23 protein-coding genes are annotated in these 21,969 nt (G+C 42.2%); 15 read left to right on the top strand and 8 right to left on the bottom strand.

Going from position 1 to position 21,969, the window contains the following annotated elements:
* The first annotated feature begins 7 nt into the window (after positions 1 to 7).
* The 5 genes from H513_RS0106015 to H513_RS21865 all read left to right on the top strand — a co-directional run bounded on the left by H513_RS0106015 (position 8) and on the right by H513_RS21865 (position 6,214).
* Positions 8 to 1,627 (top strand): long-chain-fatty-acid--CoA ligase, encoded by a 1,620-nt coding sequence (locus H513_RS0106015; RefSeq protein ID WP_051239706.1) that lies wholly within the window; start codon positions 8 to 10, stop codon positions 1,625 to 1,627.
* A 26-nt stretch (positions 1,628 to 1,653) separates the two neighbouring features.
* Positions 1,654 to 2,424 (top strand): SDR family NAD(P)-dependent oxidoreductase, encoded by a 771-nt coding sequence (locus H513_RS0106010; RefSeq protein WP_026799930.1) that lies wholly within the window; start codon positions 1,654 to 1,656, stop codon positions 2,422 to 2,424.
* A gap of 504 nt (positions 2,425 to 2,928) precedes the next feature.
* Complete coding sequence (gene aceB, locus H513_RS0106005) at positions 2,929 to 4,518, top strand: malate synthase A (RefSeq protein WP_026799929.1); 1,590 nt, start codon at positions 2,929 to 2,931, stop codon at positions 4,516 to 4,518.
* A gap of 16 nt (positions 4,519 to 4,534) precedes the next feature.
* Complete coding sequence (aceA, locus tag H513_RS0106000; protein ID WP_026799928.1) at positions 4,535 to 5,824, top strand: isocitrate lyase; 1,290 nt, start codon at positions 4,535 to 4,537, stop codon at positions 5,822 to 5,824.
* Positions 5,825 to 6,070: 246 nt separating this feature from the next.
* Positions 6,071 to 6,214 (top strand): hypothetical protein, encoded by a 144-nt coding sequence (locus H513_RS21865; protein ID WP_169449930.1) that lies wholly within the window; start codon positions 6,071 to 6,073, stop codon positions 6,212 to 6,214.
* A gap of 167 nt (positions 6,215 to 6,381) precedes the next feature.
* On the opposite strand, the gene H513_RS0105990 is transcribed toward H513_RS21865, so the two are convergent.
* Positions 6,382 to 7,371, bottom strand: coding sequence for a sodium:calcium antiporter (locus tag H513_RS0105990; RefSeq protein WP_026799927.1), 990 nt, complete (start codon positions 7,369 to 7,371; stop codon positions 6,382 to 6,384).
* Positions 7,372 to 7,591: 220 nt separating this feature from the next.
* Between H513_RS0105990 and H513_RS0105985 the strand changes: the two genes are divergently transcribed.
* The 4 genes from H513_RS0105985 to H513_RS0105970 all read left to right on the top strand — a co-directional run bounded on the left by H513_RS0105985 (position 7,592) and on the right by H513_RS0105970 (position 12,171).
* Entirely contained in the window at positions 7,592 to 9,949 is a 2,358-nt protein-coding gene (locus H513_RS0105985) for a GH32 C-terminal domain-containing protein (protein WP_051239704.1), read from the top strand.
* A 76-nt stretch (positions 9,950 to 10,025) separates the two neighbouring features.
* Positions 10,026 to 10,265, top strand: a complete 240-nt coding sequence (locus tag H513_RS0105980; protein ID WP_026799925.1) for a hypothetical protein — start codon at positions 10,026 to 10,028, stop codon at positions 10,263 to 10,265.
* A gap of 185 nt (positions 10,266 to 10,450) precedes the next feature.
* Entirely contained in the window at positions 10,451 to 11,347 is an 897-nt protein-coding gene (locus H513_RS0105975) for a glycine betaine ABC transporter substrate-binding protein (protein ID WP_026799924.1), read from the top strand.
* 92 nt (positions 11,348 to 11,439) lie between these two features.
* Positions 11,440 to 12,171 carry a GntR family transcriptional regulator gene (locus H513_RS0105970; RefSeq protein ID WP_211226510.1) on the top strand — a complete coding sequence of 244 codons (732 nt, stop codon included), beginning with the start codon at positions 11,440 to 11,442 and terminating at the stop codon, positions 12,169 to 12,171.
* A 41-nt stretch (positions 12,172 to 12,212) separates the two neighbouring features.
* Here H513_RS0105970 and H513_RS0105965 read toward each other — a convergent pair whose 3' ends face one another.
* Positions 12,213 to 12,404 carry a YqaE/Pmp3 family membrane protein gene (locus H513_RS0105965; RefSeq protein WP_026799922.1) on the bottom strand — a complete coding sequence of 64 codons (192 nt, stop codon included), beginning with the start codon at positions 12,402 to 12,404 and terminating at the stop codon, positions 12,213 to 12,215.
* Positions 12,405 to 12,578: 174 nt separating this feature from the next.
* Here H513_RS0105965 and H513_RS0105960 point away from each other — a divergent pair, with 174 nt between their 5' ends.
* The 6 genes from H513_RS0105960 (at position 12,579) to H513_RS0105930 (ending at position 18,699) form a co-directional block, all read left to right on the top strand.
* Positions 12,579 to 13,382, top strand: coding sequence for a VLRF1 family aeRF1-type release factor (locus H513_RS0105960; protein ID WP_026799921.1), 804 nt, complete (start codon positions 12,579 to 12,581; stop codon positions 13,380 to 13,382).
* Between the two features lie 545 nt (positions 13,383 to 13,927).
* Positions 13,928 to 14,284 (top strand): hypothetical protein, encoded by a 357-nt coding sequence (locus H513_RS0105950; protein ID WP_026799920.1) that lies wholly within the window; start codon positions 13,928 to 13,930, stop codon positions 14,282 to 14,284.
* A gap of 17 nt (positions 14,285 to 14,301) precedes the next feature.
* Positions 14,302 to 14,955, top strand: coding sequence for a cobalamin B12-binding domain-containing protein (locus tag H513_RS19660; protein WP_026799919.1), 654 nt, complete (start codon positions 14,302 to 14,304; stop codon positions 14,953 to 14,955).
* Positions 14,939 to 15,694, top strand: coding sequence for an STAS domain-containing protein (locus tag H513_RS0105940; RefSeq protein ID WP_026799918.1), 756 nt, complete (start codon positions 14,939 to 14,941; stop codon positions 15,692 to 15,694). The genes H513_RS19660 and H513_RS0105940 overlap by 17 nt, the downstream gene beginning before the upstream one ends.
* Positions 15,695 to 15,825: 131 nt before the next feature.
* A complete protein-coding gene (locus H513_RS0105935) occupies positions 15,826 to 16,401 on the top strand; it encodes a TetR/AcrR family transcriptional regulator (RefSeq protein WP_026799917.1) in 576 nt (191 codons plus the stop codon).
* Positions 16,402 to 16,479: 78 nt separating this feature from the next.
* The gene (locus H513_RS0105930) at positions 16,480 to 18,699 is read left to right on the top strand and encodes a YhgE/Pip domain-containing protein (RefSeq protein WP_026799916.1); all 2,220 of its coding nucleotides are present in this window, start codon (positions 16,480 to 16,482) and stop codon (positions 18,697 to 18,699) included.
* A 44-nt stretch (positions 18,700 to 18,743) separates the two neighbouring features.
* Here the strand turns inward: H513_RS0105930 and mce are convergent, their stop codons facing one another.
* From mce to H513_RS0105900, 6 genes are read right to left on the bottom strand one after another with little or no spacing between them, the layout of a single operon-like run.
* On the bottom strand, positions 18,744 to 19,166 hold the full coding sequence (mce, locus tag H513_RS0105925; RefSeq protein WP_026799915.1) for a methylmalonyl-CoA epimerase: 423 nt from the start codon (positions 19,164 to 19,166) through the stop codon (positions 18,744 to 18,746).
* A gap of 19 nt (positions 19,167 to 19,185) precedes the next feature.
* The gene (locus tag H513_RS0105920; RefSeq protein WP_026799914.1) at positions 19,186 to 19,872 is read right to left on the bottom strand and encodes a serine/threonine-protein kinase; all 687 of its coding nucleotides are present in this window, start codon (positions 19,870 to 19,872) and stop codon (positions 19,186 to 19,188) included.
* 35 nt (positions 19,873 to 19,907) lie between these two features.
* Positions 19,908 to 20,267, bottom strand: coding sequence for a fluoride efflux transporter FluC (locus tag H513_RS0105915; protein ID WP_026799913.1), 360 nt, complete (start codon positions 20,265 to 20,267; stop codon positions 19,908 to 19,910).
* The gene (gene crcB, locus H513_RS0105910; protein ID WP_036769395.1) at positions 20,268 to 20,639 is read right to left on the bottom strand and encodes a fluoride efflux transporter CrcB; all 372 of its coding nucleotides are present in this window, start codon (positions 20,637 to 20,639) and stop codon (positions 20,268 to 20,270) included.
* 49 nt (positions 20,640 to 20,688) lie between these two features.
* Complete coding sequence (locus H513_RS0105905; RefSeq protein ID WP_026799911.1) at positions 20,689 to 21,105, bottom strand: Fur family transcriptional regulator; 417 nt, start codon at positions 21,103 to 21,105, stop codon at positions 20,689 to 20,691.
* A complete protein-coding gene (locus H513_RS0105900) occupies positions 21,105 to 21,959 on the bottom strand; it encodes a metal ABC transporter permease (protein WP_026799910.1) in 855 nt (284 codons plus the stop codon). Before H513_RS0105900 ends, H513_RS0105905 begins: the two co-directional genes overlap by 1 nt.
* Positions 21,960 to 21,969 lie beyond the last annotated feature (10 nt).

Raw genomic sequence — 21,969 nt, 5'->3', positions numbered from 1 at the left:
AAGAACGTTGAGTAAAAGTTGGTTGAAGCATTACCCGAATGATGTTGAGACAGACGTTCAAATACCAGATTGGTCAATTCCAGATATGCTTGAAGATACGGCGGATAAGCTTCCGGAGCAAGTAGCGCTCAGTTTCTATAAACAGGAGATGACGTACAAGGAATTAAATGAAGCATCAAATGTCTTTGCTCGTTCTTTGCAAAGTAGAGGGGTGAAGAAGGGGGACAGGGTGGCCATCATGTTGCCCACGTGTCCTCAGTTTGTTATTGCCTATTTCGGCATATTAAAATGTGGTGCCATTGTGACGCAAATCAATCCAATGTTAGTAGAACGTGAACTCTCCCACATTCTTAATGATGCGGGCGCAGAGACCATCGTGGCATTTGATGGGGCTTATGAGAATGTAAAGAAAGTGCAACCTCAAACCCCATTAAAGACCATCATTATGCTAGAATTCCAACCGAGAATTCAACTTGGAGAAGGCGATACGTCTTTCCAAGCTTTCCTCGCCGAAGGTACAGGACAGTTAAATCCTGTCACCATTAACAGCCTTGAAGATGTAGCGGTGTTTCAATATACAGGAGGGACGACAGGGCGCTCTAAAGGAGCTATGCTAACGCACCGTAATATCGTAGCGAACACCGTACAAAGCTATGAGTTCTTTAAGCACCATATTCGATATGGGCAGGAACGTACGCTCACGGTTCTTCCATTGTTTCACGTGTTTGGCATGACAAGTGCAATGCTCTTATCGATTCGGACAGGCGCAACGAACATCTTACTTCCTAAGTTTGATGTACAAGAAGTGTTGGAAACCATTCGGGATGAGAAGCCTACGATGTTCCCTGGTGTACCTACGATGTATGTCGCAATTATTCATCATCCAGAAGCAGACCAATACGGTTTGAATAGTTTGCGCTTATGTAACAGCGGCAGCGCTCCCATGCCGGTCGAATTACTTAAGGCTTTCGAACGTAAAACGGGCGCATCTATTCTAGAAGGTTTTGGGTTGTCAGAAGCTGCTCCAGTGACTCACTGTAACCCGCCATTTGGTGAACGGAAATACGGTTCAGTAGGGATTGGGTATCCATCTACGGATTACAAGGTTGTAGATGTGGCGAATGGGGTCGATGAGGTTGAACTTGGTGAAATCGGAGAGCTGATAGTCAGTGGACCACAGGTTATGAAAGGATACTGGAACAATGAGGAAGAAACGGCCATTGCGCTTCGAGATGGATGGCTCTATACAGGTGATTTAGCGAGGATGGATGAAGATGGATACGTCTCTATTGTCGATCGTAAGAAGGACTTAATCATTTCAAGAGGGTATAACATCTATCCAAGGGACGTCGAGGAAGTGCTCTATGAACATCCTGCTGTTATGGAAGCAGTCGTCATTGGCGTACCCGATCCTTATCGAGGAGAACAGGTACAGGCGGTAGTTGTGTTGAAGAGCGGAGAAAGCATAACTGAAGAAGCACTCATAGATTACTGCAGTGAACATATGGCGCCATACAAAGTGCCAAAAGCGATTGAATTTCGACAGGGCTTGCCTAAGACAAATGTAGGGAAAATCCTGAGACGTTCAATACGAGAACAATACCAAAAACAAAAGTCGAACACTTAAAATGTAAGCGGTTACGGAGGGGTTGTATGGGACGATTTCAGGATCAAATAGCAGTTATAACAGGCGGTGGAAGTGGGATTGGAGAACAAACGGCAAGGCGTATCGTCTTAGATGGAGGCTCTGTCTTCCTAATAGGCCGAACGGAGGAAAAGCTGAAAGGTACTTGTAATCTGTTAAATGAGATTCGTCCTAATTCAGCTGACTATATCGTTGCGGATGTAACACAGGAGGAGGAGGTTCAACATGTAAAGGAAGAGCTTGAAGAGCGAACACCCTTACTCCATGTTGTTGTGAATAACGCAGGCGGCTCTAGTCAATCTACCATTATGGATTTGTCGTTGGATGAGTGGCAGCGTGTACAAGATGTCAATCTCACCAGTGTTTTTCTTGTATCTAAATGCCTGTCTCCCCGCATGGTTAAGGAAGCAGAACGTGACGGTAACAATCGTGCCATTGTGAATGTTGCGTCACTTTCAGGTCATAAAGCCGGGGCAGAGATACCGCATTATAGTGCAGCGAAGGCTAGCGTAATCCATTTTACAAAAGCCTTGGCAGCTGAGCTTTCCCCTAAGGGGGTTCGAGTTAATTCAGTCTCACCAGGGTTTACTCGTACGCCACTAACGGAAGAAGGACTTGAGAATGAACGATTTAAAGAAACAATTCGAAGAAAGACAGCTTTACAACGTGTTGGAGACGCTGATGAAATTGCTAATGTTATCGCGTTTGCCGCTTCTAAAGAAGCGTCATACATGACAGGAAGTGACCTTCTTGTTGATGGTGGGTGGTTGCTTACCTAAAGGATAAGAAGATCCTCTTATCCTTTCTTTTACAAGAACGAAGGAGAGTGAACCAAATTGGGTTCGCTCTTTTTTTATTAAATTTATGCTCTCTTTTTCTTTGGGTGGAAGCGTCAAAGAAATTTACTTTAGAGAGATTAAGATAAGACAGTGCATTTGAAGAGAGTTAGTCAAGTTGAGGGTGAAGAATTTGTCAAAGTAAGAGGATTTTGTCGATAAGTTTCAAGGGATTTTTTGGTTGTTTTTAGTTGCAAAAATGGGGAAGACACAATACACTTTGTATTATAACAGAAACCAATTAAAATTAACTGTACTATAAAAGGGGGTGCTGTACGATGAACCTACATCATTCTTGCCCAGAGTGTGGAACAAAGACAGAAGGAAATCAATTTATGATGGAGTGCGATCATTGCCTTTCTAAAAAAGAAGAGTAGTTTAATTATAGTGTTACTGTTATATATCAGTTTCAAATAAATGTATATGTTATATAAAAGGGGAGTCGGTATGCAGACAGGGCGAAGTGTAATTTCCATTTCTGGTGAGATGGAAGAAGGGTTCAAAGAAATCTTAACCGAAGATGCATTGCAGTTCTTAACCATTCTTCATGAGCAATTTGAAGACAGAAGGCAACAGCTTCTTCATAAACGTACGTTGATTCAAGAGGAACTGAACAAGGGGGGATTGCCACAATTCCTCCGAGAAACGTCTCACATCCGCGCTGGTGACTGGACGATTGCCCCCTTACCAGAAGACTTGAAAGATCGTCGGGTTGAAATTACGGGTCCGGTAGACCGAAAGATGGTGATCAACGCATTAAATTCCGGGGCAAATGTATTTATGGCAGACTTTGAGGATGCCAATTCACCGACGTGGCACAACAACATTCACGGGCAGCTGAATTTGCGGGATGCAGTGCGACGTACCATCTCTTTCACAAATGACAAGGGAAAACAGTATGAACTACATGATGAAACAGCTGTACTCGTTGTCCGACCTAGAGGGTGGCACCTAGATGAAAAACATATTGAAGTTGAAGGCAAGCCAATGTCTGGGAGTCTTGTAGACTTCGGATTGTATTTCTACCATAATGCGAAGGAGCTTATTGCAAGGGGATCTGGACCTTACTTCTACCTTCCTAAAATGGAGAATCATTACGAGGCGCGCTTGTGGAATGAAGTCTTTCAAGCTGCGCAGGATTATTTAAACCTTCCTAACGGAACGATTAAAGCGACCGTGCTAATTGAGACCATCCTGGCATCATTTGAAATGGATGAAATCTTATTTGAATTAAAAGATCACTCGGCTGGTTTAAACTGTGGGCGATGGGATTATATCTTTAGCTACATTAAGAAGCTGCGTGAACACGAGCACATCCTACTTCCTGATCGGGCGGAGGTCACAATGGAAGTCCCGTTTATGCGCGCCTATTCACAGTTAGCCATTCAAACTTGCCATAAGCGTAATGCACCAGCTATTGGAGGAATGGCAGCACAAATTCCTGTCAAAAACGACGAACAAAAAAATGCAGCCGCATTTCAAAAAGTACGAGCGGACAAAGAAAGAGAAGTCCAAGATGGTCACGATGGTACATGGGTGGCGCATCCTGGTATGGTTCAAACAGCCAAGGAAGTATTCGACGAACATATGAAACAGCCGAATCAAATTCATAGAAAGCGAGAGGACCTGCATATAACGGCTGAAGATTTGCTACAAGTACCTAAAGGTAAGATTACCGAAGAGGGACTACGAACAAATTTATACGTAGGGATTCAGTATATTGCAGCGTGGCTAAATGGTCGTGGTGCTGTACCGATACGCAATTTAATGGAAGATGCCGCTACAGCTGAAATCTCCCGCACACAAGTATGGCAATGGATTCGACACAAACAAGGGAATCTAGAGGACGGCCGTTCGATAAATGAGGAGCTTGTTCACCTGTTTATTGCAGAAGAATTAGACCGAATGAGAAGTGAAGTTTTGGATGAGCGTTTCGAAGAAGGGAAATTTGTTGAGGCAGCTGAGCTCTTCTCAAGCCTTGTCATGCAAGATGAGTTCGAAGAGTTTCTAACAGTACCAGCTTATCAATATGTGTAGAAGGGGAGAATAAACAATGAACCAAAATCGTATAGAGCAAATATCAGAAAGTTTTGAAGGACCTAGATGGAACGGGGTTACTCGTCCGTATACTGCAGCTGACGTAGATAAATTAAAAGGAAGCATCGATATTGAACACACCCTAGCAAAACGAGGGGCTGAAAAGCTATGGAAACTTATTAACGAAGAAGACTATATCCATGCGCTTGGTGCATTAACCGGGAATCAAGCGATGCAGCAAGTTAAGGCAGGATTGAAAGCAATCTATTTGAGTGGGTGGCAAGTGGCTGCCGATGCAAACTTATCAGGGCAAATGTATCCAGACCAAAGTTTGTATCCTGCTAACAGTGTTCCTCACGTTGTGAAAAGGATTAATCAAACGCTACAAAGAGCTGATCAGATCGATCACATGGAAGGGAACGATGGTACCGATTGGTTCGCACCTATTGTGGCCGATGCAGAAGCAGGCTTTGGCGGACAGCTTAATGTATTTGAACTAATGAAGCAAATGATTGAAGCCGGAGCGGCTGGTGTTCACTTTGAAGACCAACTTTCTTCTGAGAAGAAATGTGGGCACCTTGGTGGAAAGGTCCTTCTTCCGACTCAACATGCTGTGAAGAATTTAATCTCTGCTCGGTTAGCGGCAGATACGATGGGCGTTCCTACTGTCATAATTGCTAGGACGGATGCGAATGCAGCTAATTTGATCACGAGTGATGTAGACCCATACGACACTCCATTTATGACGGGGGAACGTACATCAGAAGGGTTCTTTAAAACGAAAGCAGGCTTAGACCAAGCTATTGCTAGAGGGCTTGCCTACGCCCCGTACGCTGATTTAATTTGGTGTGAAACATCTGAACCAAATATGGATGAAGCAAGGCGTTTTGCTGAGGCAATTCATGAGCAGTATCCTGGTAAGCTTCTTGCTTACAACTGCTCTCCATCCTTTAACTGGAAACGTAAGCTTGATGATGAGACTATTGCCAATTTCCAAGCTGAGCTCGGTAAAATGGGGTATAAATTCCAATTTGTAACGTTGGCTGGTTTCCATGCTTTGAATCATAGTATGTTCGAATTGGCTCGTGCTTACAAACGGGAAGGAATGGCAGCTTACTCTAGACTCCAACAATCAGAATTTGACAGTGAAGAAGCTGGGTATACGGCAACACGTCATCAACGAGAAGTTGGGACGGGATACTTTGATGAAGTGTCTCAAGTTGTGACAGGAGGTACGTCTTCTACGACCGCTTTAAAGGGCTCCACTGAAACCGAACAATTTACAGAAGAACAACTACAAAACTAATCAAGAAAGGGCCGCTTTATGCAGCCCTTTCTTTTCTATTAACAGGTTAGTCGTCCTACTCAACTTCCTTATCATCACGTTCATGTAAGTGTAAGCGATCTTTGTAATATGCTTCTTAAACTTTCTTAGCAATGGAAGTTTTCATCTTTTTTCCTATTTTGAGGAAAAGAATTTCATTCGTAAGTTTTACTAGCTTTTTGAGTTGGGAATGGGGAGAGTACACGTTATATAAAGGAGGTTTTCACAATGACGATCATGTATTCAAAGGCGCGCGAACTTTTCGACAGAGATTATAAGAATAGCCAAGAGTTCACAAGCGCACAGTCTACGAAGCAAAGAAAAAAATCAAAGCTGACTGGGAATACAAAACGTAGAGTCCGTAAGAAGTAGAAAATCGAAAAAGTACGAACAAGACATCCATCACCCTATAGGTTAACTAGGTTTCAATCAGTGTGACTGAGGAACGAACTAAATAGGAGCTGAACTAGACATGAATGTAATAAATAAGTAGCCGATTCCGACTCTTTTAGTAAAGAGTGGAATCGGCTTTTTTTCGTTTATAACGAGGTGGAGCTCGTATAGATCATATAGCTTGCAGCAAGGTAACACAGGATAATAAGAATAGATGGAATGACATACGTGAAGGCATTCCGTGCTCTTTTCCTTAAGAGTGAATAGATTAGGATCGCGATAAGAGACATTGATCCCAAGATGGAATAGATATGAGCCCCGCTTGCTGCCTGGAGGAGTGCATCTTTCCGATAAAAGATGTCTGTACCACTTAGTATGAGTAGGTTAAATAAGTTGCTTCCAACTATTCCACCTATCATAAGTGGGTAGTTCTTTAACCGTATTGCCATAATGGAGGCGACGGCTTCTGGTAGAGAGGTACTCGCTGCGATAAGCAAGGAACCGACGAAGCTACTCCCTAACCCAGTTAACACCGCAATCTCATCCCCGCTAATGGTTAGAATACTTCCGAATACAATCGTTAGTAGGGAAACGGTGATGAAGCGAAGCACAACTTGACGTAATGAAAGCACATCGTAACGTTCTTCTAAAGGCTCTCCTGCTTCCTTTTCACCTTCATTGGAGTAGTACGACATGACTTTGACTCCAATGATATAGAGTGTAATGAGTAACAAGGTATCTAAGCCAATGGCAAAGATTGCGAAGGTCCCATTAAAGAGAAGGGATAGCATAACAACAAGAGACATCACGATCCCTAATATAGAACTAGAAAGGTGCTCTTGATTTGAGTGATTTAGAATACGTTGTCGGCGGTAGATGAGGTCGAGTACGGCAAGTATACATACATTAAATAAATTACTGCCTAACAGGTTCCCGACTGCCAAATCTGGATTGTCGATAACAATGGATGTGACGCTAGTTGTTATCTCTGGAAGTGAGGTAGACGCGCCTAACAATAACCCAATCATAGCGCCTGATATTGCTGTTTTCTTATCAATAACATCTGCGTAAATGGACAAATAAACGGCTAATATAACGGTGACGGTAGCCGCGATTGCAAATAATAGATAGACCATTTCAAATCTCCAATCTTCTTAGTGAATGTAGCGTTACTATCATATCACATGATAAGAATTACGTTGATTAAAAGGATTCAACCGATTGAGCCCCCTAAAATGGCAATAATGATACGTATCCCTTAATGAAAAAGACCTATTTTTCATCCTTTACATAGTCTCAACACAAGACGAAAAATGGTTTGATAAACTGCAACAAATAAGAACCATGGAGGGTTATATGAAGAAATTGATGGTAGGAGCGGGAGTGTTAAGTGTTTTTGCACTATTAAGCATTAGCACATGGTTTCTAGACCGAACAGCACATCATCACTCTGATAAGCATACAAATTCTGAAAGGAAAGTCATACAAAATCAACCTTTATACGCATTTCATTTCGAAAAGAGTCAAGCATTACAGCAAGAAGAACATTCCTATGTCTGGCATGATGCGTTAATAAAGAAAGGGGAAACACCGCAAGTAAGAAAGGGGGTACAAGGAGATTCAATCTTGTTCGATGGGTATTCAACTTATTTGGAAATCCCTTATGAAGAGACTAAGCAGCCTACTGACTCCTTTACAGTAAGTGCGTGGGTTGCACCTAGAGCCTATGAATGGGGAGACGAAGGGTATACATCGGCCATTATTAACCAACACAATGAGAAAGAGAAAGAAGGGTATGTGTTAGGCGTAGGGCGGCACGGTTATCCTACGTTTCAAGTAGGGATAAGCGGACAATGGATTGAACTTTGGGCTCCTAAACATCAAACTGTGAACAAGGGTGAATGGACACACCTTACTGCTGTATTTAACAAGGAACAGCAACAAATTGAACTCTACCGAAATGGGGAACTGGTTCAAGAACGAACCGTTCCAGAGGGAGGAACGTACACTCCATCTTCTGATGACCCTCTTCGCATTGGGAAACACAATCAAGCGGTAGCGGTTTCGGATGTATTTCAAGCTCACCATTTTAACGGCCTTCTCGATGAAGTGAAAGTGGAGAATCGAGCCCTTGCGGAAGAGGAAGTAAAACAAATGGTGGAAGAAAAAGAGGGGGATCTTGCTTCACCAAACCTTAGCTTTAATCGCCATGTCTACAGTGGCGATCCATACAGACCGAATTATCACTTCACAGCCCCACGAGCTTGGATGAATGAACCACATGCTCCCATCTATGCGAATGGAAAGTATCATTTGTTCTATCAATTCAATCCATTTGGGCCATTCTGGCATCAAATTCACTGGGGTCATGCGGTTAGTGACAATATGCTAAATTGGGAAGATGCGAGCATTGCTCTAAGTCCAAGTGAAGATACCGCAGCAAGAGACGGAGTATGGTCTGGTAGTGCTACGAAAGATGAACATGGAGTACCTGTCCTGTACTATACGGCAGGCCATGACGAAATGACACCAAATCAAATGACGGGACTTGCCCGTCCAACCAATCCAGATGACCCAATACTCAACAACTGGACAATGAAGCCAGAACCTGTCACGGTTCAAGAAGAAGGGTTGACGACGGAAGAAGGAAAGGTACGGTATGGGGAGTTCCGTGATCCATTCGTATGGAAAGAAGGAGAGAAATGGTATCAACTCGTTGGTTCTGGAGTGGAAGGGGCAGGAGGTACAGCGCTTGTCTACTCTTCAAATGATATGGAAAGTTGGTCTTACGAGGGACCACTCATGATTGGCGATGAGGAGAAGTACCCGAAAACGGGAGATGTATGGGAAATGCCAGCTCTACTCCCAGTACAAAACGAACGTACTGGTGAGGAGAAGATGATGTTCGTCATCAGTCCCTATTTTAGTTCAGCCAGTCCCTATGCATCACGGTACACCTTTTACTGGATTGGTGAATGGGATCAAGAAACGGCTTCATTCCAGCCTGACCATGAGGCGCCTAAATCTCTAGATTACGGAGAGCATATGACGGGTGTTCAAGGGTTTGTGGACGAGAAAGGCCGAACGTTATTAACAAGCATTCTACAAGACAGACGAGGAGAAAAGGCTAAATATGAATCGGGTTGGGCGCACGGTGCTGGTATGCCGATGGAAGTGTATTTAACTGAAGACAATGAATTAGGCCGTCGTCCGGTTCAAGAGGTTGAAGACGCACAACGCGAGCAACTTCTAAACATCGAGAACGTTCCAATGAAAGAAGCCAACAGAAAACTCGATGCCGTACATGGTGACACCTTACAAATTCAACTGACGTTAGATGTATCCGGTACAAAGCATGCTGGGTTGAAAGTGTTTAAGGCTCCGGATGTGAAAGAAGAAACATTTATTCTATATAACAATGAGACAAGTGAGCTTCTGGTAGACCGGGGGCGTTCGAGCTTAAACCCATCAATCGAGAAAGGCGTTCAAGGAGGGCACTTAGACCTTGAACAGAATGAACTGACGTTAAATGTACTGATGGATCGATCCATTCTAGAGATTTATGCGAATGAAGAGGCATCTATTTCGACTCGAGTCTTTCCTACCCTTCAACAATCCGATGGTGTCCAAATCTATGGAATAGATGGTGCACCCTTTGTGAAGTCCTTGAAAGTGTGGAACATGGGGACGACCATTGATGGGGAAGAAGACTAAGATCAATCAACATGTTTCGATTGCTATCCTCCTGGGAATGCATGGTTATAAGACCAATCAACAGGAGGGTTTATGCATGGCAAATCTACGTCTTAGCGAATTGGAAGTAGGTACAAATTACACTGCGCAGGAATTAGACAGCTTTGTATCAACAACTGATGTGGTGTTGCTCTCAACAAATGAAAATCAATTGTTCACAGAACCTAATCGTGAATACAAAGTGACTCATGAGTTTGAAGGTTTCTTTGAACATTCTGCAGACGATGGTGAAAAATACTATCGCAAGAAACAAGCTTATGTAGTAGAAAAAGTATAAAGATGGATGTTAAAGAGTCTGGCTTCTGCCAGGCTCTTTATTTTTGTCGATAAGGCTCTCGCTCACGTTAAGAGCCTAAATTTGACACTTCTCATTTACTTGTTATAATTAGTTCATGACTTGTACTTACAAGTTGCGAACAAGTAATTTACATAACAGTAACCGTTCTATAAGGAGGAGTAGAATTGAAATCGAAATTTTGGGGATTAGGAGTTTTGATGGGGCTTCTCTTGTTACTTACTGCTTGCGGGGGTAATGAGGAAGATGCTTCATCTTCTGATGAAGGGGAAAGCACGGAAGACAAAGGTTCTATAGAGATTGGACTAAACCCATGGGCTGAGAATATTGCCGTTTCAAACATGTGGGAACAAATTCTAGAAGAAAAAGGGTATGATATAACCTTAAACAATGTAGATAAAGGCGCCCTTTACGAAGCGATGGCGAGTCAATCTGTTGATGTAGCCCTTGAGGTATGGCTTCCGAATACAGATAAGCCATTCTACGATCGTTACAAGGATGAAATTAACTGGCATGAAGAATGGTACCAAGGTACGACGCTAGGCTTGGCTGTACCTTCCTACATGGATATTGAAAGCATTGAAGAGTTGAATGAATACGAAGATAAGATGGATGGCGAAATCGTAGGGATTGACCCTGGTGCGAGCCTAATGTCATTAACGGATGATGTGGTGAAAGAGTACGACTTAAACTATGATGTTCTATCTTCTTCTGATGTGTCCATGACAACAGAATTGAAGACTGCGTATAAAAACGAAGAACCAATTGTTGTGACGTTGTGGAAACCACACCATGTATTTGCTGATCTTGATATGAAGTTCCTTGAAGATCCAAAGAACGTTTATGGAGATGAAGAGAATATTAGCTTTATGTCTCGTAAGGGGTTCCCAGAAGACCATCCTGAAGTACTTGAGTGGCTTCAAAATTGGGAAATGACAAATGACCAGCTAGGGGAGCTGATGGCAACAATCGTTGAGAATGACAACGATGCTGCCAAAGGTGCTGAGATTTGGCTTGAAGACAACCAAGAACTTGTAGATGAATGGGTAACATCTGAAGAATAAGGAAAGAGCTATCTCTGTGTGAGGGCACATAGAGATAGCTTTTTTTTATTGGCTTCATCTTTCTGTTGAAATGGGCTAGAATGATGGAAGAAATGATGAACGTAAGGATGATTGATGTGAGTATGAATAGTCGTATGCCCTATTACTTGCAAGTGAAGAACAAGATGATTGAGAACATCAAGATGAAAAAGTGGAATCCAGGAGATACGATTCCGTCTGAATCTCAAATGATGAAGTTATTTAGTGTTAGTCGTTCAACTGTGAGGCAGGCAATTTCACAGCTTGTGCAAGAAGGCGTATTAGAGACGAGAAGAGGAAAAGGAACCACCGTAAAGGAGCGGCCAGCCACCCCTCACGTTATCCCGAAAGTATATCATCGTGAGTTGGGAGATACGTTCACAATTAAAACGATACGTGATGTATCCGGGCATCATATGGAATATGCTCGAACGATGTTGGACCTTGAAAGCAAGGATGAAGTTCGGCTGCTAGAGCGTGTTCGATTTACGAACAATGTTCCCTTTGCGATTCAACAAATGTATGTACCTATATATATAGGAGAATTATTTGATGAGCGCACGCTTCATACTTTCAAACTTGTAGATTACTTAGACGAAGCAGATGTACCCTATAAACTTTCAAATGAACATGTTTCCACATCTCTTGCCACAATTTATGAATCAGAAATCTTAGGGATTTCCCCAGGTGCTCCGTTGCTTGAGCTAAAACGAACGACATTAGGAATCGATAATACACCTTTAGAATATTGTGTGACGAAATATTTACCTGCCTACTTTGATTATTGGGTTGAAATTCGACAATGAAAGAAGCCTCAGCTTATCACAATAAGCTGAGGCTTCTTTAGTTATGCGTGTTTCTCTTTCATATAACGGTTATGACGCTTATCATCTTTCTGTTCTTTCACCAAGAATGCAGCATGAATGGCTCCTGGTATCCAGAATGCCATCGTTAATAGAAGATTCAAGAAAGCTTGAAATGGTTTACCCACAAATAAGACTGCTACAGGTGGTAAGAGAATCGCAAGTAAATATAGCATTGTAGCCCTCCTAGTCGTGTTCAGTTTCTATCGTCTCTTACCCGTTTCTGTATGAAGTGAATCATTATACGGAATAGAATAAGAAATTATGCTCCTACATGTTTGAATGAAAGATGAGACGGTTACATATTAGCAAGATATCAAATTCCATGCTGCAAAGGAGTGGCGAACATAATGGATTTAAATAAAGAACTACAAAAACTAGAACAAGTACAAATGCCAAAACCAGAACGTGTACTCACAATGTATTTAAATACGGACCTTGCTGATCCTGAACAACAAGGTGGAGAGTACAAGATTCATTTGAAAAATGCGATGAACAATTTCGAGAATTACTTACAAGAAAGTGGCGATAAGGACGAATTAAAGAATTTCCGTGCCTTACGCGATGATGTAGAGAAGTACATGCAACGTTATGAACAAGATTTATCTAAAAGTATAATCTTATTTGCGTCTACGGATGGATCAATTTGGACAGCGTTGCCTGTTCAACTTCCAGTTAAATCAGAGTTTCACTGGGAAGAATCACCTGTGTTAGACCAATTTAAAGAATTAAAGAAACAATCACCTAAGACAGGAATTATTCTTGTCCAACAACAAAACGTGAAAATTGTAGAAGCTCAGCTAGGTGCACTTGAAGGTACGAAGGAATATGAACTTGACCTTGATGTGGAGGACTGGCGCGAGAAAGTAGGACCTCACCAGGCAAACCCATCTATGGGTTCTGGTGGAAAGAGTCCACAGAAAGACTTATTTGATGATAAGTTTAAAGCTCATCAACATCGCTGGTATAAGAGCTTAGCTCCAACTCTTGATAAAATGGCTAAAGACCACGGTTGGGAGACTATTTATCTAGTAGGCGATAAAGAAGAAGCAGAAGATATTCAATCTCATATGAACAAGCCAATCCATGAAGTCGTAAATAAAAACCTTCTTCAATACGAAGAGCATAAAGTGATTGAGGAAGTAGCACTGTAAGTTTAAAGGTAGAATCATGTCAGAAAAGGCGCTCACATGTTGAGCGTCTTTTTTGTTATTTTCCTATAAGAAATGGCAGGAAAGAGGTGAGGGGAGGAAGAAATAAAAGAATTTATAAAGTGAATTTGGCAATATGTAGAGAAGATGGACATTGCTTAATTGGGAAAGCAGTTTATGTTAACATAGTATTATCAAACTCTGGAAAGTACGAATTCAGTTACTAAGGGGACGTGTCGCCATGTATATAGTGGGATCAATCGTTCACGTTCCGGAAGAGAAGGCAGATATACTTATTGCTATTCACCAAAAGCGTTCTAAGCTGGTTAATTAATTCCCAGGCTTTCTTTCTCTTCAATTCCTACAAAATGAGAAAATACCTGGAGAGTTGACAGTTCACATGGAATGGGAGACGAAACGTGCTTATATGAATTTGGGTAACAAGCGATGGCTTTAAGCGCGTACATGAATTGGAGAAGAACGAACCAGACCAAGAGTTAGCGGGGATTCTGCCTAAATAAAGTAGCGAACTATAAGGTGGTAGCCACATGACAGCAGAGGAACGAGAGACACTAGTCAAGCAAGTGGTAGAAGAGATTTATCAAGCTTTTCCATGGTTCTATGAACGGTTTGGGAAACGAGGTTACGAGAAGACAGTCGAAGACAACCTCCATCACGTTGATCATCTTCTAACAGCTTATGAGATGGAGGATGAGGAGTTCTTTGTTAAATACGTGCTTTGGCTTGAACGTGTTCTTGTGAATCGAGGAATAAGCTCGGCTATTCTCTTAGATAATCTAGAGCGATTATACCGAAACGTCCATCTCATAGCGGACACGAAGGTGCGAGAGGCTTTCAGAACCTATCTTCAACAAGGGATGGAACAGCTGAACGCATCGAACTAACTTGTGGAGGTGAGTCTATGAACTATGATGAACGACTCGCTGAATTATTATTGTTGGGGGATGAAAGTGGAGTACTTGACTACTTGAAAGATGAGTATGGCCCACTTGATCGACACTCTCTCTATAATAAATTGTTAACTCCTGCCATGTACGAGGTAGGAAAGCGATGGGAATCGAATCAAATATCTGTAGCAGATGAGCATTTGGCGACAGCTATTTGTGACTTTGTTTTAAGTTACTATGACAATCATCTAGAAACAAACCCATTAGCTATAGAACGTAAGAAAGCGTTGTTGTTTGGGATTGAAGGAGAACAGCATTATCTTGGATTGAAGATGGTAGCATCCGTGTTTCGAGACCAAGGATGGTCGGTTCGAAATCTTGGGGCTGATTTGCCTTTAGAACATGCTCTTCATCAGATTAAGACTTATAAGCCAGCGGTAATTGGGCTCTCTGCTGCTCTTTCTTATCGATTACCGAAACTAAAGGAAGCTGTAGCTGTCTTGCGAACGTTAGAGTGGCAACCGCAAGTTGTAGTTGGGGGCCGTATGGCTCACGAGCACGATCTAAAGCGTCTCCTACATGGACAAGCTTATATAGTGAAAGACCTTGATGAATTAGCAGAATGGTTGAAAGGAATTCAGGTATCCTCCGATGCAACTAGTTTATAATCAATTTCCGTTACCGATTTTCGTAATCGACAAGCGTTACCACATTTTATATGCGACAGAGGAAGCTGAAAGAGAATATACCATCCATAGTTCCTTACTCGACTTTATTGATGAAGGTAGCCTTGAAAAAGTGAAACAATGGGTTTCACCTGATAAAGGAAAACAGCAATTTGAAATCCATGTTCTAAATCGCCATCATAACTTAGTGCTAGTCGATGCATATGTGTATTGGCAAAATGATTTGCATGCAGAGATCATGTTCATCCAAAAAGATGAGCAGGTGAGTCGAGTAACCGAAGTATTGCAACGGTTGCAACAACGGTTAAACGATACAAATTTCGAACTGCTCCAAAAGAAAGAAGAGCTAGAGGAAAGCCTTCTTCATAATTACAAGTTGTCCGCGCCATTTATTGGACTATCAGAGGGGAATGCGCTGGTTTCATTATATGGTGAGCTGACGGAAGAAAAGTTGCAGATTGTAGAGGAGAGTATCTTAAAAGCGGCGCATGAATCGAATGCAGATCGACTACTAATCGATTTTACAGCGGTTGGGAAGATAGAAGACAATGGTGTACAGGCCTTGCATCACCTTCTCTTATCCTTAGAATACATGGGCAAAGAGCTCATTGTTATAGGAATTCGCCCACAACAGGCACGCCTGCTTCATAAATTGAAAGCCACTATGTCCGTGCGATACATGAACTCTCTGCAACAAGCCATAACAGTATTTATCAAATAACCCCTTACCTCTAAGCGTGTGGTAAGGGGTTTCAAAATGGTGAGGTTGAAATCTAGTAGGAATCGCGCTATACTATCGATTAGACCTTATGACCAAATTGTTATTATAGTCACATTAGATGGAGGTAAACGATGGCCATAGACCGCAGGAATCATATTGTGGAAGCTGCCCGTCAATCATTTGCTTTCTTTGGCTACAAGGCGACAACCGTTGATCAAGTAGCGAAACAGGCGAATGTAGGGAAAGGTACAATCTATAATTTCTTCAAAAACAAAGAAGAGTTGTTCCAAGAAATTGTATCCCAGCTTCTGATTGAAATGAAAGAGAAAGCAGAGGCGGCGATGGAAGATGGTCGTACGTATAAGGAGAACCTTCACTTAGCCTTATATGAGCTATTAGAGTATCGAATGAAACATCAATTCACCATTAAAATGCTACAAGAAGCAAGAGAAATGGGCACTCCCGCTGTGAAAGAAGCGCTGACCGAGCTAGAGCAAGCGACGATTCAATACATTACGAGCAAGATTAATGAAGCGGTGGAACATGGTGAAATGGTGGTGTCAAAACCAGAAGTTACAGCATTTGTGGTTGTGAAGCTCTATATCTCGCTTATTTTCGACTGGGAAGAAAGGCATGAACCATTAAATAAAGAAGAGATTATGAAAATATTCGACGAACACGTTTTTAAGGGATTGTCTCCTGAATAGGAGGAAGCTCCCTTTTCTTTTTTGAAGCAATATGACTAAAATAACGAAATGGTCATTTATTCTTATGGAGGTGTAACGGTGAAAGGACTTCAACCATTCTTTCAAGAGATCAGAAAGATTGTAACGAATAAGAAAGTGCTGATTCCGTTCCTTGCTGTACTGATGGTTCCACTCATGTATAGCGGAATGTTCTTATGGGCGTTTTGGAATCCGTATGACAATATGAATGAACTACCCGTAGCGGTTGTCAATGAAGATGAAGGAGCTACGTACCAGGATAAGCAGTTGCATGTAGGCGAAGAATTAATTACAAATTTAAAGGATTCTAAGGACTTTAACTATCACTTCGTTACGAAAGATGAAGCGTATGCAGGAATTGAAAATCAAGACTATTACATGCTGATTGAGATTCCAAATGACTTTTCTCAGAATGCGACTACGCTCCTTGACGAAGAACCGCAAAAGCTCGAACTATCCTATATCCCAAATGAAAGCTTTAACTTTCTTTCCTCTCAAATTGGAGAATCAGCCCTTGAAGTGATGAAAGCAGAAGTAGGCGATAAGGTTACGAAGACGTATGCGGAAATCATGTATAAAGAATTTGAAGGCGTTGGCGAACAAATTCAAATCGCGAGTGAAAAAGCGATTCAGTTAGACGAAGGAGCGGCTTCCTTGAGCCAAGGCTCTGAGGAGCTTTATGACAAGCTGCAATCACTGGCATCTAAATCTGTCGGTTTTAAAGATGGAATTGCGACTGCAACGTCAGGAAGTAGAGAATTGGAAGCAGGAACTGAAGAGCTGGCGAATGGATTAAATCAATTAGGCAACGGCCTAGATGAGCAATTGATTCCAGGCGCAGTAGAATTTAGCGACAAGGTAGATTCCTATACGGATGGAGTTGTTCAAGCGGAACAAGGAATGAAGCAGGTAGATGCTGGAATCCAGGAAGTTGTGGCCGCAAGTAGTTCATATGGTTCTAAAGCGAGCGACTTGCAATCCGCCGTGCAGCAGCTAAATGAGGGCACAGCAACGCTTAGTAATAAAGCAACAGACTTATCTGCAGGAATCTCACAATTGGAAAGCGAGCTTCAGAAAGCTTCGGAGTCTTTACCGGAAGAGCAAAAGCAACAGCTTCTCGCCTCGATTCAACAACTTTCAGAAGGGGCCGACGGTCTTGCTACTGGGGTAAGCTCCACAAATGACTCTGTGTCTCAATTATCAAAGGAGACGTCTACTATAGGGGATACACTAGAACAAGCATCCGAACAGGCACAGCAACTTGTAGATGGGAGTGCCCAAGTAGCCTCGGGTATGAGTGAGCTCAGAGCCAATGCCGATGCGTTAGACCAAGGTGCTGCGGACATGAAAAATGGACTCGTGGCGTATTCTAGTGAAGCTTCGAAAGCACGTGAAGGAGCCAACAAGCTAGTAGCAGGTGCGACAGACTTATCAGATGGGTTAGACCAGTTGAATAAAGGATCGAACCAACTGACAGACGGATCACAAGCACTTGCTGACGGTGCAGGTTCATTAACTAATGGGGTGAAGGAACTTGAGGAAGGGACGACTACCTTCTCATCCGAATTGGCTACATCAAGTAAAGAAGCCAACGAACTTAAAACGGATGAAAACACATATGGCATGATGTCTTCTCCTGTTAACTATAGTAAAGAGGCCATGAATGAGGTGCCGAACTATGGTACTGGATTCACCCCGTATTTCCTATCCCTTGGATTATTTGTTGGGGCGTTACTCATGTCGATTGTATTTAATATGAAAGAACCGGTAGTTGCACCAACTTCAGCGACAAGTTGGTTCTTAGGGAAGTTTGGTATCCTTCTAATTGCAGGTGTCATTCAGGCTGTCATAGCCGCTAGCTTGCTCTTGTTTGGTTTAGATCTTCAAGTGGAGAGTGTAGGTTATTTCTACGCCTTTTCAATTTTGAGCAGCTTAGGGTATATGGCGCTGATCCAGTTTCTCGTCACAACGATGGGGGATCCGGGGCGATTTATTGCGATTATTATCTTAATCCTACAATTAACAACTAGTGCCGGAACGTTCCCGCTTGAGTTGATTCCAGACTTTCTACAAGCCTTCAACCCATATCTACCAATGACCTATACGGTAAACGGATTTAAGGCGATTGTATCAAGTGGTGACTTTAGCTACATGTGGGATCAAGTGTTTACAATGAGTATCTTCATGTTTGCCTTTCTAATTGGCACTTGGACGTACCTCCGTGTCGTCTTTAAGAAATCACATGTGGAAGAAACGCAAGACCAACAGCAAGCAGGATAAAATAGAGGCCCTCTTTCTATAGTAGAAAGAGGGCTGATTTACTATTAATTGATGTGATCTGGGTAATCACAGTATTCAACGATCGTACCTTCTGTATCTGCAGGATTTAAATATATAAGTCGACAACCATGTTTGTTTATTCTCCGCGTATCTTCCAATGTACGTATCCCTTGTTGTTTCAGTTCTTGTAACGCCTCATCCAAATCATCGACGCGGTACGCAATATGGTGAACTCCTTTCCCTTTTTGCTTCATGAAACGTGCAATTGGGGATGTATCATTGTTGGTTGGCATAAGCAACTCAATTCGGGAACCGTCAACATCGATAATAGCGACTTCACTTTCCACTCCTTGAGCTTCGCTACGATAGTGGTCGACTAATGTACCTCCCAAAATCTCCGTGTAAAACTGGATGCTTTCATGAATATCACGAACAGCAATCCCAATATGATCTAAAGCCTTCTTCATCATGTATAACTCCTTTCGATCATCGTTCGTGCCTTCGGAATGGGTTCAATGCCATTACCTTTTTCATGAAGTCCTCAAACTGAAACGTTGAGGAATCTCGTTGGTGAAACCATTTCCGTGTCGTATCTAATACCCAAAATGGAACTGGCTTCCCTTTAATAAGTGAATAGTACGACTCGTATCCTTTCTTTAAATACTCCCATCGATAATCATTGCCAGGCTGTAGATATTCAGAAACGTCAAGGAGCTTGGCCCGGCCATTCTGATTGATGATGTTCTTTAGATGAATGTCTCTTGGATTTAACCCTTTATGTAACAATGTTTCTCTCGCTGATTCTACGTCGCTGACAACTTGCTGCTCAATCGGAATTCCACGTAATAGACAATCAAATAGGGTAGGTCCTTCTTCGTAACTAATCACGAGATAGCGTTCTTCGTCCCCATAATAAGTAGGGAAATAAGGGGACCCATCCAATTCTACATAGACGCGCCGTTCCATCAGGCGCTTGTAGTCAGTTGTAGGAGTGTAGATCTTAAACGCATAAGTTGGATAATCCATATGCCGAAAAACAGCAGCATCTGTTCCAATCCCTACACATTCAAGGGATGGGGGATAGTATTCAATCTTAACGAGATTGTTGTTAGGTTGTTCAGTAAGGACGACCGATTGTACGTCACTTTCTGCTTCAAGCCATGGATAGATCATAAGATAATCTCCTTTATTTATAACGCGTAAGAACGTCAAAGCCATATGGCTAGTACAGTATAGGCAATCAACAAGCTAGAAGCAACAGAAAGGCCTACATAAAGAAAGGCGCGAGGGTGTTCATGCTCAAGAAGATAAGAGACAGTTTCTTGACTAAATGTAGAAAATGTCGTAAAGGCACCGCAAAATCCAATGCCCACGAGAGCCCAAATAGCTTCGTGAAATGTGCCGTGATTATAAAGAATATATGTAGAAGCAAGTAGTAATGTACCGACTGTATTCACAACCCATGTTCCTAGTGGAAATCTATGCTTCTCTTTGTTTAATACCTTCCCTATGAGATATCGGCCAAGAGCGCCAAATCCTCCGCCAATGGCAATCAACAACAAGTTCATTTATTTAGCCTCCTGACGATTTGCGAGGAGAAGGCCGAGCCAAGAAAGGAATAGTCCTCCTATGATACTAACAAATAAGTAAAGAAATCCAAGGCTGAACTTTGATTGGTTTAACAATTGTGCGAGTTCTAGTGAAAAGGTAGAGAAGGTAGTGAAACCCCCGATGACTCCGGTGCCAACGCCCACACGCAATGATTGAGGCAATGACACTTTAATGAGAGGCAAATTTATTAGAAAGGAAAGGAGGAAACATCCAATCAGGTTGGCAAAAAGCGTCCCATAGGGAAACAGACCGATACCATGGATGAATGAAAGGGAGTAGCGAGCTAGTGACCCAACAGCTCCTCCAATTAGAACCCATATTCCTTGCATAATGACGGCATCCTTTCTTTATATAAATAGGAGCGCTCAACCTGAATGGTTAAGCGCTCTTACAAGTTGGGCATTTCCCATAAATCTCAAATTTGTGGTTTTCGATTGAGAAGCCAGGGAGCTGTTGTTCTACTTCTTTCATAGGACAGCCCTTGACTTCTTCCGTGTTGCCACAATCTAAACAAATGAAATGATGATGGTGTTCGGTTGAATTACACATTATGCGAAAATGCTTCTCCCCGTCCAATTCTGTTACTTCTACGAGGTCAAGTTCCTGGAATAAATACAGGTTTCGATAAATGGTATCAAAGCTTATAGACGAGTAGGTCTTCTTCATATATTCTAACAAATCTTTAGCGGTTCGATAGCCATTTTCTGAAGTGAAATAGCGAAGAATATCTTCGCGTTTGCCTGTGTATTTATATCCTTTACTCTTTAAGACATCTAAAGCTTGAGTGAGGTTCATCACGCCACCATCCTTTTTTGTCTAAGTTCTCGTCGAATTCGTTTCATTGAAATTGTCATGATAAGAATCAATGCCGCTGTTACGACAATTGTACCACCAGGTGGGATTTCAAAGTAATATCCAGAGATAAGTCCAACGACTACAGATATTTCGCCGAACAGAATCGAGTACCCAATGGCTTGTTTAAATCCTTTGGCGATGCGGATGCTTGCCGCCACAGGTAATGTCATTAAAGCAGAGACGAGTAATACTCCAACGATGCGAATAGAAGCTGCAATAACAAGCGCTGTTAACACAATAAATAGAAAGTGTATACGTCTCGCATGGATACCTGATACAACAGCGTGTTCTTCGTCAAAGGATAGCATAAATAGCTCTTTATAGAATGTGATGATTAGTACAAGTACAAGTACAGTCACCCCAAGAATTGTCCACAAGTCTTGTCGACTAACGGCACTAACAGAGCCAAATAGATAATTGAATAAGTCCGTGTTAAAGCCATCTGCAACTGAGATAAAGATGACGCTTAGGCCAACTCCGAGAGACATAATAATTGGAATGGCCAATTCCTGATAGGCCTTGTAAACCCTTCTTAGCTGTTCAACGAATAATGAGCCGATGACTGAGAACCCCATCCCTGTATAGAAAGGAGTTAGGACGAATCCGCCAAACTTCTTATCTAACAGTAATCCAAATGCAATTCCAGATAACGTCACATGAGACAAGGCATCAGCTAGAACGGATAAGCGTCGAACGACAATAAATGTACCGAGTAGAGGGGCAATCAAGCCAATAAGCAGCCCGGTAAATAAAGCATTTTGTAAAAATTCGTATTGGATAAAGCTCGAAATCATGAGATTGTCC

Origin of the sequence: Pontibacillus halophilus JSM 076056 = DSM 19796 (assembly GCF_000425205.1) — a bacterium.
Taxonomy (GTDB): domain Bacteria; phylum Bacillota; class Bacilli; order Bacillales; family BH030062; genus Pontibacillus_A; species Pontibacillus_A halophilus.
This window is presented reverse-complemented; position numbering and strand designations above follow the sequence as displayed.